The following is a 14539-nucleotide window of genomic DNA, read 5'->3' on the forward strand; positions in this document are numbered from 1 at the left end:
CCATTGGGCATCAGTAAGTGTTAGTCTATTCATATAATCAGAATAACTGATTTTCTTTGTATGTCAACACACCCTAGGCTCTTTGCCACTTTTCAATAAGTCGGTCAAAGCTTGCTGCATAGATAAAAATCCACTGTTTACTACATCTACAGCATCTCGCTGTGGTAAATCAATACTTACCATTAAATGATTATCACCTTCCAATTTAACAGCCTTAACATTATTGTTTCTCAAAAGCACACCTTCATAGCTTTGATTATTAGCTGTTTCATTACATCCTGTGAGCAAGACTACAATAAATAATAAAATTAACTTTCTCATTTTTACTTCCAATTAAAATTCACCGACAAACTGGCGAGCTGTTTCCATTAAAATCTTCCGTTGATTGACATTCATCATTCTAAACAAATTCAACAGCTCTTCTTCTGCACTTGAAAATGAAGAAACTTTATCAACAGGCTTTACTTGCCCAACAGATGTTACATTTGAATGTTCACCTGTCAAAATGTAACTAATGCTTGCACCTAATGTTCCAAATTTTTTTAGTGGCTCTCCATCTAAACCTTGTTCTCCACGCTCATAGCGACCCCACTGTACTCTATGAACATCACAGGCATCAGCCACCTGCTGTTGTGTCAAGTTCAAACGTTTTCGCTCAGCCTTGATCCTTTCACCTCTAGACTGCTTTGAAACCACATTAGTTTCAAAATTAGTTTCTTTTTTCACGATCACCCCTTGACATGAAACTAAATTAGTTTCATTATATAAGCACATTATGAAACATTATTGATTATTTAATGTTTCATTTACTCAACCTATAAGGATTCTACCATATGGCAAATACAGATGCACCAAAAACCCCTCAGGAACAATTTCGTGACCATTTAAAAGCTCAAGGTATTACTTTAAAAGAGTGGTCAGAACATCGTGGTTTCGACCCTGAATATTGTAGCCGTGTCTTATGTGGATTGGTGAAAGGTAATCGTGGCTTAGGACATAAAATCGCTGTTGCTATGGGTCTTAAACAAGACGTGAATGCAACTGTGATTACAGACCAAATGACATCAGAAGAGAAGTAAATATGGCAGCAGCAACCAAACGAGCTTTAAAAATTATCAAAGCAATGCGTTCAGCTACTTTCAATGGCATAAGTGTCACAGAATTAGCTCAACAACTTGGTGTGTCAGCAACCAATATTTGCAGGGACTTAGATGACTTAACGGCGGAAGGGTTTGCTGAAAAACGTGATGATGGACGGTATCAATTATCAATAGCAATGCTTCAAATCGCTACAGGTTATCAAAAAGACTATAACCGCATGAACGAACGTATGGCTGAAATCAATAGTCGTGTTAATAAAATTTAGGAGAAATTATGACTAATGTCACTATGAATGAACAAGGTGAAGTGATTGAGCAAAAAATCGCAAACCCTAGTCAGCTTGCAATTGCTACGGCAAGACTAGCTGAGAATCTAGGCTATGAAGGTAGTTTGACGATTGGCACTTTAGAAGATGAAATTCGGTTTTATCAGCAACGCACCGCTGAAGCATGCATTGAAATGGGTAAAAGATTACTGATTTTAAAAGAAATGTGTCCACATGGTGAGTTTGCAACACGCCTAGATATGCTTGGATTTGCTCCAAGAACTGCACAAAAATTCATGCAAGCTGTATTAAAGCTATCAAATACGAATACGTATTCGCTTTTAAAAACGGTTGATAGCCAATCTAAATTATTAGAGCTAGTAACACTTGATGACGATGATTTAGAAGCTTTAAGCAACGGTGAATCAGTGGGCAATATCACGCTTGATGATATTGAAACAATGAGTGTAAGAGAGCTTAAAAAAGCTTTAAAAGAAGCACGCTCAGATGCTCATGCCAAAGATGAATTGTTGGCAGGTAAAGACCGCAAGATTAACGAGCTAGATAGCAAGTTATCTGTCCGCAAAGGCATTGATAGCTTCAAGGCAGTACAAATGGAAGTTGAGCAACATATTCAAGATGAATTAGCTCAAAGCACCGCAAGCTTGATGACAGCGATTAGCCAGTTTAACGCAAAAATTGAAGTATTACAGGGTCAAGCTAGCGAACACGTTTTACCACATATCAAAGACAAGATTGATAGCGACATTAATACATTGTATCAGCGTATTGCTCAGGTCGGTTTTGATATTGGTGTAGATCTCAATGAAATCATGCATCCAAGCTGGGCAGACCAAGATAGTGATGATAGCCAAGATTTTGAGCTGCAAAGCTATACCGAAGCTGATTTAAACGCAAAAAATCACTAAGAGAACACTATGGACACCGCAACGATAGATTATTTACGCAACTTGGCAGGGCAATTAAGTCAAGCCAAACATGGGCAAAAAACGCCACTTATCGATAAAGCGGCGAAGTTTCTCAATTGCTCAAATAAAAAGGTATATGAATTGCTGAAGAAAGTCGAAGATCATACGGAAAGCAAACGTAAAACACGCTCTGACAAAGGGCAAAGCGTGATTACCCAAGCACAAGCCGAGCTAATTGGCGGCATGATTTTGGTAGCGACTCGTGCCAATGGCAAACGTATTTTGTCTGTTAAAGACGCAGCCGAAATGCTCAAAGCTCAAGGCAAACTTCCTGATGTTGATACCACGACTATTTTACGTGCTTTGCGTAGCTATCATTGCCATCCTGAGCAATTGACTACGCCAACAGCTCACAGCATTCAACGTAGTTCGCATCCAAATCAATGTTGGCAAATTGATGCATCAGTTTGTGTGTTGTTCTATTTACCTAAAGGCGGTTTGACCGTAATGGAGGAGAAAGAGTTTTATAAAAACAAACCACAAAATATCAAACGTATCGAAAATGAACGTGTCATTCGTTATGTGATTACCGATCACTATAGCGGTGCAATCTACTGTGAATACGTATCAGGTGCAGAAAGTAGTGAAAACTTAACCCAAGTTTTCCTCAATGCCATTCAAAAGCGAACTGCTAATGATCCTTTACATGGTGTACCACACATTCTGATGATGGATAAAGGCTCAGCCAATATGAGCGGTTTATTTCTTAACTTGTTGGATCGTTTACAAGTTAGATATATCGCCCACGCCACAGGCAATAGCCGTGCAAAAGGCTCAGTAGAAAAAGCCCAAGATATTGTAGAAACCAAGTTTGAAAGTCGATTGAGCTTTTTAAAAGTGCAATCACTGGATGAACTCAATACGTTTGCTCAAAAATGGCGTACCCATTTCAATGCCAATGCAACCCACACTCGACATGGCAAAACTCGCAATCAAGTGTGGCTTAGCATTGTACGAGAACAATTACGCCTAGCCCCAAGCATGGAAATCTGCCGAGAATTAGTTACCACTAAGCCAAAAGTGATTAAGGTTCGTGGTGATTTGACGGTTACACATACCATCAAAGGCTATGACAATCAAAGCTACGATTTGACTCACATTGCACAAATTTATCCACGTGCAGAAGTTGAAATTGTAGTCAATCCTTATCGTGTGCCTGATATTGATGTGCATTGGCAGGGTCAAATTTATACCGTCAGTCCAATCGCTAAGGATGACGCAGGCTTTGCCATCACAGCTCCGATTATCGGTGAACAGATGATCGCTAAGCCCGACAGCCAAGCAGATAGCAATCGTAAAGCTATGTTAAAAGCCGCCTACAATGCAGATACCGAAGCCCAAGTGGATAAAGCTCGTAAAGCCAAACAAGCTGCTTATGCAGGCGTAGTAGATGCCATGGCAGATGTCGATAACAGCCATCGTGATGGCAATGTACCGAGTGTCATTACTGCTGCTGGTACAACGATTGACACCACTGCCTATGTAGCCAAACGTGAAATCAAACCATTGAGCCACGTTGAAGCAGCAATGCAAATCAAAGGCATTGTGGGTGATTTATGGACTAAAGCACACTTTTTGGAGCTACAAGCTCAATATCCGCAAGGCGTACCCAATACGGCGATAGAACACATTATCGACCGTATCCGTAACCATAAGCCATTACAACAGCTCAAAGTTGTCAATGCTTAAGGAGTGATTATGCAATTAAAAGCAATTTTGCAACAACACCGAATCAGCCAACGTATGCTTGCTGATGCCATAGGATTAAGTCCAGCATCAGTCAATAGCATTATCAATAAGGCGATTTATCCCAAACGAGCTGATGTGAATACCATTCATCGCACGATTGAAAATTATTTACAGAAAAAAGGCATCAATGACACAGTGCAATGGCATATCTCAAAGGTGTCAGACATTCAAAATCAAACCCAAACTCACCCGACAAGCGAGGACGACCTAATGTTATTACGCAAACAAACCTTGAGCCAAACCGCTCGTAAACATTTTGGATTATTCACCAATCCATTCACTAACGATATTCGTTCTGCAGATGAACTGTATCAATCAGCTGACACCAGTTATGTGCGTGCTGCTTTACATCATACTGCCAAGCACGGCGGTTTTATTGCAGTCACAGGTGAGTCAGGAGCAGGGAAAACCACGCTGAAACGTGATTTGATCGATCGCCTAAAACGTGAAAATCAGTCAATTATCAGTATTGAACCTTACGTTTTGGCAGCTGAAGATAACGATATCAAAGGCAAAACCTTGAAATCAGCCCACATTGCCGAGTCAATTTTAGCCACGCTTGCACCATCGCAAAATGCCAAGCGTTCGCCTGAAGCACGCTTTCGCCAAGTACATAACGTACTAAAAGAATCACACAAAGCAGGTAATAGTCATGTCTTGATTATCGAAGAGGCTCACAGTTTACCTATCCCAACACTCAAACATTTAAAACGATTTTTTGAGCTAGAGGATGGCTATGACAAATTGCTTGGCATTATTTTGATTGGTCAAAACGAGCTGGCACTCAAATTATCTGAACAAAATCCAGTGATTCGTGAAGTCGTACAACGTTGTGAAATCGTCACACTTATGCCAATCGCTCCAAGTGACTTAGCAGCTTATCTCAATAAACGATTAAGCACTGGTAGTGTGAAATTGTCTGACATTATTGATGACAGCGGTATTGATGCGATTGCAAATAAGTTGGTACGTGTCGATAACAAAGGCAAAGTCGTACAAAGCCTATTGTATCCGCTAGCAGTCGGAAATTTGATTACTGGGGCGATGAATATGGCAAGTGAGCTAGGCGTGCCTGTCGTCAATGCTGACATTATTAGCAATATTTAAAACTAAAAACGTCCTTATGACGAATAAGGACGGATTCTTTAACAGCCTAATCAAAAAATCCTGCTCGTTGCCACCACCACACCACAGGAGAACCACCCATGATCCAAACTCAACACAAACGAGCGGTCTTTAGCAAAGACCTAGACAAAATGCTTAGCAATGATTATGTGCTTGTGCCATTGCAGGCAACAGATGAAATGCTCAGCAAAGCCAATGAAATTTTTAACTGCACCACACATGGCACAGATAGCAAAAAATTGATGCAGTATTTATGGGATGCCATGCTGACACAAGCCATGAACGAATGTTCAAATCTCAACAAATAGGAGTAAATACCATGGCTAGACAATGTAAGCAACCTTCAAAAGAAAAAGAAATTGCTGACATGATCGACCGCATTAATCGTTCGGATGATAAAACTTGATGAAATGTAAATGCCCAACCTGCCACGCCACAGGCAGTCTTGAGATGTTTATCGGTCATAGCGAAGTAAGCCAAGCTTTTGTAGCGGTGCTAAGTCTTACAGGTGACTTAGCCAAACCACTGATTAAATACCTTGGCTTATTTCGCAGTGAAAATCGTGACCTAAGCTTTGAGCGTACTGCCAAGCTGATTAACGAGCTTGCCCCTGACATCGTAGCAAAACAAATCACACGCAACCGCCAAACATTCCCAGCACCGCAAAGTGCATGGATATGGGCGATCAATGTGATGCTAGAACGCAGAGAACAAGGCAAATTACAGCTACCACTCAAAAATCATGGCTATTTATATGAAGTGATTTCTAGCTATAAGCCTGAGCTTGCCCCAACGCCAATTGCCACACGCCCAAGTATTGCTGTTGCCGACCAAACTTCAATGCTAGACAAAATCTCACAAGGCACGATGACTGATCAGCAACATTTAGAGCAACAGCTCAAAGAACATGAACGGCAAAAGCATGAAAAACCTGCTTTTAGCTTAAGTGAAGCGATGCAATTTAATGCGAAAAATCGGAATAACCCCGACCGAACATTAAAAGGCATTCCACAAGACCAACTGTTTGCCCATGTCGGCAAGCATAAACGTGAAAATGAAAGTTTTGATGAGTGCTTTAAGCGATTAAAAGCACTTGAAACCCAAACTGAAAAACCAACCGAAACCACTGGAGAAACCCAATGAACGCAACAATCCAAATCCCTGCTGGCTATATGATGAACATCAAAGGTCATCTTATCCCGACTGAAAAAGTCAAACCGATTGAAAAAATCCGTGACGAAGTGGTGAAAGACATGGTGCAAAAAGCCCAAGTGCTACACAATGCCATGCAAAATGCCAAAACCGAAATCTTTGCCATGTTCAATGATTTTGTCGCCCTATCGGCTCAAGAATACGACACCAAAATCGGTGGTGAGAAAGGCAATGTTACGCTATTTAGCTTTGATGGCTTGTATAAAGTACAGCTCGCCATCAGTGAAAATTTGGTCTTTGATGAACGCTTACAGGTTGCCAAGCATTTGATTGATGAGTGTATCGTGGAATGGAGTGCAGGCAGTAATGACAATATCAAAGCTTTGATTAACAACGCTTTCCAAGTCGATAAGCAGGGCAAAATCTCAACCCATCGTGTACTTGGTTTGCGTCGCTTAGATATTCGTGATGAAAAGTGGCTAAAAGCCATTGATGCCATCAGTGATGCCATTCAAGTCACCGATAGCAAAGAATATATCCGCTTTTATGAACGTGATGCCCACGGCAAATATCAACCAATTAGCCTTGATTTTGCGAGTATTTAAGGAGAAAGAAAGATGTTATTTATCGCATGGCTATTGAGTGCAATTTTGATTGCACTCATCTTTTGGGGAATTGGTTTGATGCATGGTCAAGATATTCGTGAAAGCCACGCTCGACATCGTATTCCCATTAAAATCAACAACAGAATTTATTATTTGGTTGAAATCAAACTTCCACCCAAATATTAACCCAACCGCCCACTCACTAAGTGGGCAAACCCCAACCGTTCAACTGGAGCATAATGCTATGAACAAAACTCAACTTATCCAACACATTGCCGACAATGCAGGCATCAACAAAACCCAAGCTACCGCAGCACTACAAGCTTTTGAAACAGCAGTGATTGACGAACTTGCCAACGGTGGCGAAGTCGCATTGATTGGTTTTGGCACATTCTCAGTCAAAGGACGTGCAGCCCGTACTGGTCGTAACCCAAAGACTGGTGAAGCCTTGCAAATTCAAGCCAGCAAAGTACCACACTTTAAGGCAGGTAAGGCTCTCAAAGACGCTGTTAAATAAACTTATAAATTGCTGTAAAAAAGCGTGTTACTTAAAGTGACACGCTTTTTTTAATGGAGATAAATCATGCAGAACAAAGCTATACCAAAATCCAAACTCATTCAGCTGATTCACATCGCAAAATCACAATTAGCCTTAGATGATGAGACCTACAGAGCTATGTTGTACAACAACACTGGTAAAGAGAGTTGTAAGACTATGACGATTGGTGAGCTAAAGAAAGTACTTGGTGACTTAAGACTAAAGGGTTTCAAAAGTACCAGCCCAAATCAAGCAGGTACACTGGCTCAAGCTGATGATAATCAATCAAAATTGATCAGGCATTTATGGCTATCACTACATGAACTTGGAGCAGTACGAAATCCTAGTGAAATTGCCCTTGCACGCTATGTTGAGCGACAAACAGGCGTATCAGCTTTACAATTTTTATCAACTGAACGTGCCAGCAAAGTGATTGAAGCATTGAAGCAATGGCAACAACGTGTTATCAAAGCTAAACAACACTTATCGTAATCCTAACCGCCTATACGGCGGTTTTTTTATGCCTAAATAAAAATCATCATCGCAATTTGTGCTAAATATCGTTAAAATGAAGCATATGTTTCAATAAATTAAAAGGAGACTTTATGTCAAAACGCAAACAAGGCATGTATAACCAACAAGCCGACCGCTTTTTCCAAGACTTAAGAGAAATAGGCGGTGACACCATTGCCGAATCATTAAATATTGATCCCCGTATTGCGAGTCAAGTCGCAAATAGCATCGCAAATCACCTTACAAAGCATTGGGGTGGCTCAATGTTTTATGTGACCAAGAATAATCCTTGGGAGCTGCATCAGCGTGATGTTAAGATTTGGGACGCATTCACAGGTAACAATCACCATGAATTAGTACAACGCTTTGGTTTATCCTTGCCGTACATTTACGAAATATTATCTCGTATGCGTAAGAACAATGGCGGTAAACAAAAAGACCTATTCGATTCAACTGAATAGGTCTCTAGTACCCATAAAAAGAAACATATTTATCTATTTCATACGATGCAATCTTATTACAAATTTTCCCACTCTTTCCCTATATGTCCCTTTCCTTCCCATCATTTATAACGCATTCTTTATATATTTATCTAGTGTGTGTTCAACATTTTCATATAAACACGGATAGACTACTCTGCAATATAATGATTTAATTCCAGAACTTATCGTATCAGATATCGAACAACCCCGATATTTTTATACGCAATTGTTACACCCAGAGAATTTACCGTTTTAGATCCTGATGGCTATGTGATCCGTGTAACAGACTGAAAGTTTGAAAATTTTAAACTCACTAACGAAAAGGAATTTTTAACCATGCTCAAATTTATTTTAACGGCTACTCTTTGTTTAGCCAGTCCATTATTAATGGCAAAAACCGTAAATAATCTTGGCGAAATCGAAAATCAGCTACAAGGCAAAGATATACAATGGGATTATGCCAAACATATGAATGGCGAAAGCCGTGACGGTTTTGCCAGTCTAAGCCGTGATAGCCGTCAGCAACAATCTATCACAACATTACTCAAGCTCATTGGGCATGATCCCGAGCTAAAACGTTTAAGTTTGTTGGGCGTCAAAGTATGGCAAGGACAACAATATATCGTGATTGCCTGTTCAAAAAAACAAACCATGAGCAACAAAGAACTCGCATCGCAACAAGCCTACGATGAATGTGATGCTGATTTAGCATTATTGACTTTGGCAGTCGTACAACAAGACCAACAAGGTCAATGGCAATTATTGGCAAAGCCTTATCAAGAACACTTTTCTGATGATATGTCACAAGACGATATTCAAAAATCTGCATTTGCCATCACCACTATCATTGAAGATGGATTGTTGATTGGACAACTTGATCGCTTTGATACCGCAGCGTATCAATTGAACGCCCAAACGCGTGCTTTTGGCGTGCGTTATAGCACCAGTACAGGCTATGCAGGAGGCGGTGCGAGCCGTCAAAATATCACTTTATTTGCCATGATTGATGGAGAGCTACGCCCAGTATTTTCAGATAGCAGTTATCAATATTCCGACATCGCTGGCAATTGGAACGAAGATGGCACACGCCAACACGATATTGAGCAAACTAACGTGATTTTTAGTATGTCAAAACAGCAACATAACGGCTTTTTTGATATTATTTCCCAACAACAAGGCAACCCAAAAAGTAAAACTGTGTTTCAATGGAATCCTAAGCTAAAGTATTATCAAGTCAAAAAATAGTGCAATATTATTCATGATAATTATGATACAATGAATTTCATTCATAATTATCTTGGTATAGCACATGCTCGAGTTACGTCATCTCAAAACATTACTGTCCTTGCGTGAGCATGGTTCATTGGTTGCTGTTGCTGATGATTTATGTTTGACACCATCGGCAATTTCACATCAGCTTAAAGAATTAGAACAATATTACGGTCATGAAATCGTCAATCGTCGTAGCCGTCCTGTGCAGTTTACCCCGATTGGCTTGCGTTTATTGCAATTGGCAGATGATATTTTACCGCAAATCCAAGCCAGCCAAGCGGATATTAGCCGTCTCATTCATGGTCAAACGGGGCGAATTATTTTTTCTTCTGAATGTCATAGCTGTTTTGATTGGCTCATGCCGTTACTCAATCAATATCGAACCCAATACCCTGATGTAGATTTGGATTTTAATGCAGGTTTTGAGTCCAATCCGCATGAATTATTACAAATGGGTGAATTTGATTTATTAATTACCGCTGATCCGATTGAACTCAAAGATATTGAATATTTTCCCATCTTTGAGTATGAATCACGTTTGGTATTCAGTTCAACACACCCGCTAAATCGTAAAACAGATATTCAAGCTACTGATTTGGCGGAAGAAACCTTGATTTGCTATCCTGTCGATAAACACCGCCTAGACATCATGGCAAAGCTCTTTATTCCTGCTAACCTACAGCCTAAAGCAATTCGTACCACCGACTTCACCCCGATGCTGATTCAGTTGGTGGCGAGCAATCGTGGCTTTACTGCCCTACCTGATTGGGTCGCTTACGAGTATGAACAAAAAGGTTGGGTCACGTCCAAGCGTTTGACTTGCGTGAGCCCACAAGGTTTACGTCGTACGCTTTACGCTGGCTATCGTGTCATGGAAAAGGACAAATCTTATTTTGTCGGTTTTTTAAATCAACTTGAAAAATTTTCTAAACAACGTCGAGATTATTATACCAAATAATCAATAACTTATAAAATAATTGAATGATTTGTGGGCAAAGATGCCCACTCTACAGTTTTTAAATCATATTATTTCAATAAAACAAATCATTTCAAACCGAACCCAAATTATTTAGAAAGCATATTTTGTAATGCCAATTGAATCGGTTTATAACTACGACGATGTTCAGGCAATACGCCATGCTCAGCGATTGCTTGTAAATGTGCTTTGGTTGGATAGCCATTGTGTTTGGCAAAACCATACTGCGGATGGGTTTGATCCAAATTTTGCATTTGTCGATCACGGGCGACTTTTGCCAAGATACTTGCTGCACTAATTTCGGCATGCAAGGCATCGCCACCGACCACCGCTTCACACGGCAAAGTCATACTTTTTGGAGTTTTATTACCATCAATCAACACTTTATCTGGCGTAATACTCAAACCATCCACCGCACGCTGCATGGCGAGTAAACTGGCATTCAAAATATTTAGCTCATCGATTTCTTGATGACTGGCTTCGGCAATGCACCAAGCCAAGGCTTTTTGCTGAATTTCAATAAATAACTGTTCACGTTTTTTAGCTGATAATTTTTTGGAATCATTTAATCCAACAATCGGTTGTGCTGGATCTAAAATCACTGCTGCCGCAACCACTGAACCAATCAAAGGACCACGCCCAGCTTCATCTACGCCAGCGATGCGTTGCTCGTTTTGTTGAATATTTAATGTATCAGACATCTATTGTTCTCGATATTTCAAACTTGGATTTACTTAATAGAAAAAATAAAGGGCATAATGACTATACCCTTATCATTTATTTTAAGCTGAATAACCTAATTATCTTACAAACTTACCATAACATGCCGTGAGTGTCTTTTGCACTGCTGTGCTAACGATTTGTGCACGTGCGTTTGGATCAATCGCTGCTTGAGTCAAATCCACCACCGTTACACTTTGTGGTGCATATTCTGTTACGCAACCGCAAATATTGTTTTCAACTTGGGTTTGCTGTTGGGGTGTCATTGCCAAAGCAACGGTGCGAAACGTATTATTATTACGCAATTGTGTACGGCATTGAGCATCTACTGCATATTTAAATACATTCATGCCAATCTCTGTCGCTGTACCAGCAGCACTTGCAGCATCTATGCCTGAAGTACCTGTACCTGTGGTTGCACAAGCAGTCAAAGTCATTGTCGCGGCAGTGGTAAATGCCAAAGCAAATTTTTTCATGTCTCACCTACGAATATCGGACATCATTCAATAATTAAGGGTATTATGCTACAACGAAATTTTATTGCAATGTCATTATCTCTGTTTTTATCATGATAGACACTGAATAAATCACTAACAGCTTTTTACTCAATAACTTAGCTTATGACCGCACGTGAAAAGATTAGACCAAAATCCCAAACTACATTACAATGCATCATCTCCAACCAACTTTACAATCATTATTTTCATCTATGTCAAAATTTACCATTGCAACTGCGGTGATGTTTGAACAAGATATCAAAAAAAGCCGTTTTCAAGCTTTTGCTGTGCCTGTTGCCAATGGACAAGAGGTCAAAGCCTATCTTACTGCTCAACATGACCCTACCACAACCCATCAATGTTGGGCATGGAAAATTGGGCATGATGTCCGTTTTAATGATGATGGCGAACCGACAGGCACAGCAGGACGACCGATTTTGGCAAGCATTGAAGGTAACGATTTGACTAATGTATTGGTATTGGTAAACCGTTGGTTTGGTGGTGTAAAACTTGGCACAGGTGGCTTGGTGCGTGCATATGGTGGTTGTGCAGGACAAGCTTTATTACTGGCAGAAAAAATTGAACTCATTGCTACGCAGGCAGTCAGTTTGCATTGTTTATTTAATGAATGGGCAGTGCTAACTTATCAGCTCAAACAATGGCAAATCGAGTTTGTGGAGCAATATACTCATGATGGCGTACAGGTCGAATGTCAGGTCAAAGCCGATCAACTGCAAGCCTTGGCGGATTTTTTACAAGATTTGACCCGTGGACGTGAACAATTAAAATTATTGGATGATTGACCAAACATGACATCTGACGATCCTTTACTCAAATATCGTGAGCAACATAAACATCGCTTAAACTATATGCCGTGGTTATATTGGACGCTCAAACCAAAACATAAAGCATGGGCAATGGCTTGGCAAAATGACTATCAAAATTATTTACGTGAGATGGAAGATATTGAGATCGGAGAGCATTGTTTTATTTCGCCTTTAGCACATATTTTTGCTGAACCCAATCGTAAAATCGTGATTGGGGATCACTGCTTTATCGCTGCCGATTGTGTATTACACGGCCCTTTGCAGATTGGCAATGAAGTGGCAATCAATCATCATTGTACGCTAGATGGTGGACGCAAAGGCATTGTGCTGAGCAATCAAGTACGTATGGCAGCCTATTGTAAGCTGTATGCGTTTAACCATGGTATTCATATCGATAGCCCGATTTATCAACAAGCAGTCACATCCAAAGGTATTTATATTGGCAAAGACGTTTGGCTTGGTGCAAATGTCGGTATCGTCGATGGGGTCAATATTGGCAATCATGCTGTGGTTGGTATGAATAGCCTCGTCTCTAAAGATGTAGATGATTTTATGATTGTTGCAGGCAATCCAGCTCAAATTATTGGTGATCGACGCAATAAATAACCAAAAGCATTGTTTTGTTGCATTTACTGTCATGTTTATGTCATATAAGTCATTGATCAAATAAATAACTATATGATTTTAATCAATTTTGTAGTTATCCAAAGTTATCCATAAAACCTGTGGATAACTCTGTTTATAAGCTTTTTATAACCTTGTGTTTCCGTGCCTCAAGGCGGTTTGGTTAAAAAATAATCTACACAAAAATACCGCAAATACAATCTGCGGTATTGATTTTTATATCAGCATTTTTATCATTTCACGATTGCCATAGCAAAACCATCATAGCCTTTACTGCCTACTGTTTGTAAAGCAGTACATGATGCCAGACTTGGATGCTGACCCAACATCGGCATAAGCTCACGCAGACCAGTCATGGTTGGCTTGGTATTATCGAGATTGACCAACTCCCCTGCACGCACTACATTATCAAATAATAAGATCGTACCTGAACGAGAAAACTTTAAACACAGCTCAAGATATTGTGGATAGCTTTGTTTGTCTGCATCAATAAAAACAAAATCAAAAGCAGCTGTATCTTCAGGTAAATCTAATAATACTTGTGCAGCTGCACCAACACGTACATCAATCTGTTCACTAAACCCTGCACGACGGATATTTTCTTTGGCGATTTCAGCATGACCTGGTCGCCCTTCAATAGTCAAAATGTATGCATCTTGCGGTAAGTGCTGTGCCATGTAGATACTGCTATAACCTGCAAATGTACCTAGCTCTAATATACGTTTGCTTTGGCTGATTTGTAGTAACATGGCAAGCAATTTGCCTTGATTGTTCGCAACGTGTAAATGACTCGGCAAACCTTGTTGTTCGGTATAATCTAAAGTTTGTTGTAAAGTGCTGTCGTTGAGCTGTAGGCTTTGCTCAAAAAAATCATCCACTGCTGTCCATAATGGCTGTAAGTCTTGTGTGGCTTGCTCGCTCATGGGGCTATTACTCAGTATCACATCATAAAAAGGAAGTATAGTGTAGCGATAATCAAAGCCAAAAACCAGTTGATACATAACCATACAAATAAAATTCAGTAATAATTAGGGCGTGTTGACAATTAACGTAAATTGATTATTGTTGCAGCCAGATAGATATTAGCAGCAAAAGATTCATCGG

General features: G+C 40.0%; 21 protein-coding genes. 16 read left to right on the forward strand and 5 right to left on the reverse strand.

The window, feature by feature from the left end; genetic code table 11:
* Positions 1-63 precede the first annotated feature (63 nt).
* Together ACEYX7_RS08890 and ACEYX7_RS08895 are read right to left on the reverse strand one after the other, a co-directional pair.
* Complete coding sequence (locus ACEYX7_RS08890) at positions 64-321, reverse strand: hypothetical protein (protein WP_374900457.1); 258 nt, start codon at positions 319-321, stop codon at positions 64-66.
* Between the two features lie 12 nt (positions 322-333).
* Positions 334-726 (reverse strand): helix-turn-helix domain-containing protein, encoded by a 393-nt coding sequence (locus tag ACEYX7_RS08895; protein WP_374804692.1) that lies wholly within the window; start codon positions 724-726, stop codon positions 334-336.
* 107 nt (positions 727-833) lie between these two features.
* On the opposite strand from ACEYX7_RS08895, the gene ACEYX7_RS08900 reads away from it, so the two are divergent.
* The 14 genes from ACEYX7_RS08900 (at position 834) to ACEYX7_RS08965 (ending at position 10749) form a co-directional block, all read left to right on the forward strand.
* Complete coding sequence (locus tag ACEYX7_RS08900; RefSeq protein WP_374804691.1) at positions 834-1079, forward strand: DNA-binding protein; 246 nt, start codon at positions 834-836, stop codon at positions 1077-1079.
* Between the two features lie 2 nt (positions 1080-1081).
* Positions 1082-1366, forward strand: coding sequence for an HTH domain-containing protein (locus ACEYX7_RS08905; RefSeq protein WP_374804690.1), 285 nt, complete (start codon positions 1082-1084; stop codon positions 1364-1366).
* Between the two features lie 8 nt (positions 1367-1374).
* Entirely contained in the window at positions 1375-2295 is a 921-nt protein-coding gene (locus tag ACEYX7_RS08910) for a DUF3102 domain-containing protein (protein ID WP_374804689.1), read from the forward strand.
* 9 nt (positions 2296-2304) lie between these two features.
* Positions 2305-4044 carry a transposase family protein gene (locus ACEYX7_RS08915; RefSeq protein WP_374804688.1) on the forward strand — a complete coding sequence of 580 codons (1740 nt, stop codon included), beginning with the start codon at positions 2305-2307 and terminating at the stop codon, positions 4042-4044.
* Positions 4045-4053: 9 nt separating this feature from the next.
* Positions 4054-5211: an AAA family ATPase gene (locus tag ACEYX7_RS08920; protein WP_374900459.1), complete on the forward strand. Its 1158-nt coding sequence runs from the start codon at positions 4054-4056 to the stop codon at positions 5209-5211.
* A gap of 98 nt (positions 5212-5309) precedes the next feature.
* Positions 5310-5537 (forward strand): hypothetical protein, encoded by a 228-nt coding sequence (locus ACEYX7_RS08925; protein WP_374804686.1) that lies wholly within the window; start codon positions 5310-5312, stop codon positions 5535-5537.
* Between the two features lie 97 nt (positions 5538-5634).
* On the forward strand, positions 5635-6372 hold the full coding sequence (locus tag ACEYX7_RS08930) for a DUF2752 domain-containing protein (RefSeq protein ID WP_374804700.1): 738 nt from the start codon (positions 5635-5637) through the stop codon (positions 6370-6372).
* Entirely contained in the window at positions 6369-6986 is a 618-nt protein-coding gene (locus tag ACEYX7_RS08935) for a DUF3164 family protein (protein WP_374900460.1), read from the forward strand. The genes ACEYX7_RS08930 and ACEYX7_RS08935 overlap by 4 nt, the downstream gene beginning before the upstream one ends.
* A 12-nt stretch (positions 6987-6998) precedes the next feature.
* A complete protein-coding gene (locus ACEYX7_RS08940) occupies positions 6999-7172 on the forward strand; it encodes a hypothetical protein (protein ID WP_374804684.1) in 174 nt (57 codons plus the stop codon).
* A gap of 58 nt (positions 7173-7230) precedes the next feature.
* A complete protein-coding gene (locus tag ACEYX7_RS08945; protein WP_374804683.1) occupies positions 7231-7503 on the forward strand; it encodes an HU family DNA-binding protein in 273 nt (90 codons plus the stop codon).
* A 66-nt stretch (positions 7504-7569) separates the two neighbouring features.
* A complete protein-coding gene (locus ACEYX7_RS08950; protein WP_374804682.1) occupies positions 7570-8016 on the forward strand; it encodes a gp16 family protein in 447 nt (148 codons plus the stop codon).
* 113 nt (positions 8017-8129) lie between these two features.
* Positions 8130-8498, forward strand: a complete 369-nt coding sequence (locus ACEYX7_RS08955) for a Mor transcription activator family protein (RefSeq protein ID WP_374804681.1) — start codon at positions 8130-8132, stop codon at positions 8496-8498.
* Between the two features lie 357 nt (positions 8499-8855).
* Positions 8856-9764 carry a hypothetical protein gene (locus tag ACEYX7_RS08960; RefSeq protein WP_374802232.1) on the forward strand — a complete coding sequence of 303 codons (909 nt, stop codon included), beginning with the start codon at positions 8856-8858 and terminating at the stop codon, positions 9762-9764.
* A 64-nt stretch (positions 9765-9828) separates the two neighbouring features.
* On the forward strand, positions 9829-10749 hold the full coding sequence (locus ACEYX7_RS08965; RefSeq protein WP_374802230.1) for a LysR family transcriptional regulator: 921 nt from the start codon (positions 9829-9831) through the stop codon (positions 10747-10749).
* Between the two features lie 107 nt (positions 10750-10856).
* Here the strand turns inward: ACEYX7_RS08965 and rnhB are convergent, their stop codons facing one another.
* Positions 10857-11468, reverse strand: a complete 612-nt coding sequence (gene rnhB / locus ACEYX7_RS08970) for a ribonuclease HII (RefSeq protein WP_374802228.1) — start codon at positions 11466-11468, stop codon at positions 10857-10859.
* A 99-nt stretch (positions 11469-11567) separates the two neighbouring features.
* A complete protein-coding gene (locus ACEYX7_RS08975; protein ID WP_374802226.1) occupies positions 11568-11963 on the reverse strand; it encodes a hypothetical protein in 396 nt (131 codons plus the stop codon).
* 233 nt (positions 11964-12196) lie between these two features.
* Here ACEYX7_RS08975 and ACEYX7_RS08980 point away from each other — a divergent pair, with 233 nt between their 5' ends.
* Both ACEYX7_RS08980 and ACEYX7_RS08985 read left to right on the forward strand, forming a co-directional pair.
* Entirely contained in the window at positions 12197-12787 is a 591-nt protein-coding gene (locus tag ACEYX7_RS08980) for an IMPACT family protein (RefSeq protein ID WP_374900462.1), read from the forward strand.
* A 6-nt stretch (positions 12788-12793) separates the two neighbouring features.
* Positions 12794-13417 carry an acyltransferase gene (locus ACEYX7_RS08985; RefSeq protein WP_374802222.1) on the forward strand — a complete coding sequence of 208 codons (624 nt, stop codon included), beginning with the start codon at positions 12794-12796 and terminating at the stop codon, positions 13415-13417.
* 251 nt (positions 13418-13668) lie between these two features.
* Here ACEYX7_RS08985 and ACEYX7_RS08990 read toward each other — a convergent pair whose 3' ends face one another.
* Positions 13669-14358, reverse strand: coding sequence for an O-methyltransferase (locus tag ACEYX7_RS08990; protein WP_374802220.1), 690 nt, complete (start codon positions 14356-14358; stop codon positions 13669-13671).
* Positions 14359-14539: the final 181 nt, after the last annotated feature.

The organism is Hubeiibacter jixunmingi, from assembly GCF_041928215.1.
In the GTDB taxonomy this organism is placed as follows: Bacteria; Pseudomonadota; Gammaproteobacteria; order Pseudomonadales; family Moraxellaceae; genus Acinetobacter.

Coding starts and splice junctions, on each gene's coding strand:
- ACEYX7_RS08925 (WP_374804686.1), top strand. CDS start 5,310: ATGATCCAAACTCAACACAAACGAGCGGTCTTTAGCAAAGACCTAGAC.
- ACEYX7_RS08990 (WP_374802220.1), bottom strand. CDS start 14,358: ATGAGCGAGCAAGCCACACAAGACTTACAGCCATTATGGACAGCAGTG.
- ACEYX7_RS08930 (WP_374804700.1), top strand. CDS start 5,635: ATGAAATGTAAATGCCCAACCTGCCACGCCACAGGCAGTCTTGAGATG.
- ACEYX7_RS08910 (WP_374804689.1), top strand. CDS start 1,375: ATGACTAATGTCACTATGAATGAACAAGGTGAAGTGATTGAGCAAAAA.
- ACEYX7_RS08960 (WP_374802232.1), top strand. CDS start 8,856: ATGCTCAAATTTATTTTAACGGCTACTCTTTGTTTAGCCAGTCCATTA.
- ACEYX7_RS08985 (WP_374802222.1), top strand. CDS start 12,794: ATGACATCTGACGATCCTTTACTCAAATATCGTGAGCAACATAAACAT.
- ACEYX7_RS08955 (WP_374804681.1), top strand. CDS start 8,130: ATGTCAAAACGCAAACAAGGCATGTATAACCAACAAGCCGACCGCTTT.
- ACEYX7_RS08975 (WP_374802226.1), bottom strand. CDS start 11,963: ATGAAAAAATTTGCTTTGGCATTTACCACTGCCGCGACAATGACTTTG.
- ACEYX7_RS08940 (WP_374804684.1), top strand. CDS start 6,999: ATGTTATTTATCGCATGGCTATTGAGTGCAATTTTGATTGCACTCATC.
- rnhB (WP_374802228.1), bottom strand. CDS start 11,468: ATGTCTGATACATTAAATATTCAACAAAACGAGCAACGCATCGCTGGC.
- ACEYX7_RS08890 (WP_374900457.1), bottom strand. CDS start 321: ATGAGAAAGTTAATTTTATTATTTATTGTAGTCTTGCTCACAGGATGT.
- ACEYX7_RS08980 (WP_374900462.1), top strand. CDS start 12,197: ATGTCAAAATTTACCATTGCAACTGCGGTGATGTTTGAACAAGATATC.
- ACEYX7_RS08950 (WP_374804682.1), top strand. CDS start 7,570: ATGCAGAACAAAGCTATACCAAAATCCAAACTCATTCAGCTGATTCAC.
- ACEYX7_RS08905 (WP_374804690.1), top strand. CDS start 1,082: ATGGCAGCAGCAACCAAACGAGCTTTAAAAATTATCAAAGCAATGCGT.
- ACEYX7_RS08945 (WP_374804683.1), top strand. CDS start 7,231: ATGAACAAAACTCAACTTATCCAACACATTGCCGACAATGCAGGCATC.
- ACEYX7_RS08915 (WP_374804688.1), top strand. CDS start 2,305: ATGGACACCGCAACGATAGATTATTTACGCAACTTGGCAGGGCAATTA.
- ACEYX7_RS08935 (WP_374900460.1), top strand. CDS start 6,369: ATGAACGCAACAATCCAAATCCCTGCTGGCTATATGATGAACATCAAA.
- ACEYX7_RS08920 (WP_374900459.1), top strand. CDS start 4,054: ATGCAATTAAAAGCAATTTTGCAACAACACCGAATCAGCCAACGTATG.
- ACEYX7_RS08900 (WP_374804691.1), top strand. CDS start 834: ATGGCAAATACAGATGCACCAAAAACCCCTCAGGAACAATTTCGTGAC.
- ACEYX7_RS08965 (WP_374802230.1), top strand. CDS start 9,829: ATGCTCGAGTTACGTCATCTCAAAACATTACTGTCCTTGCGTGAGCAT.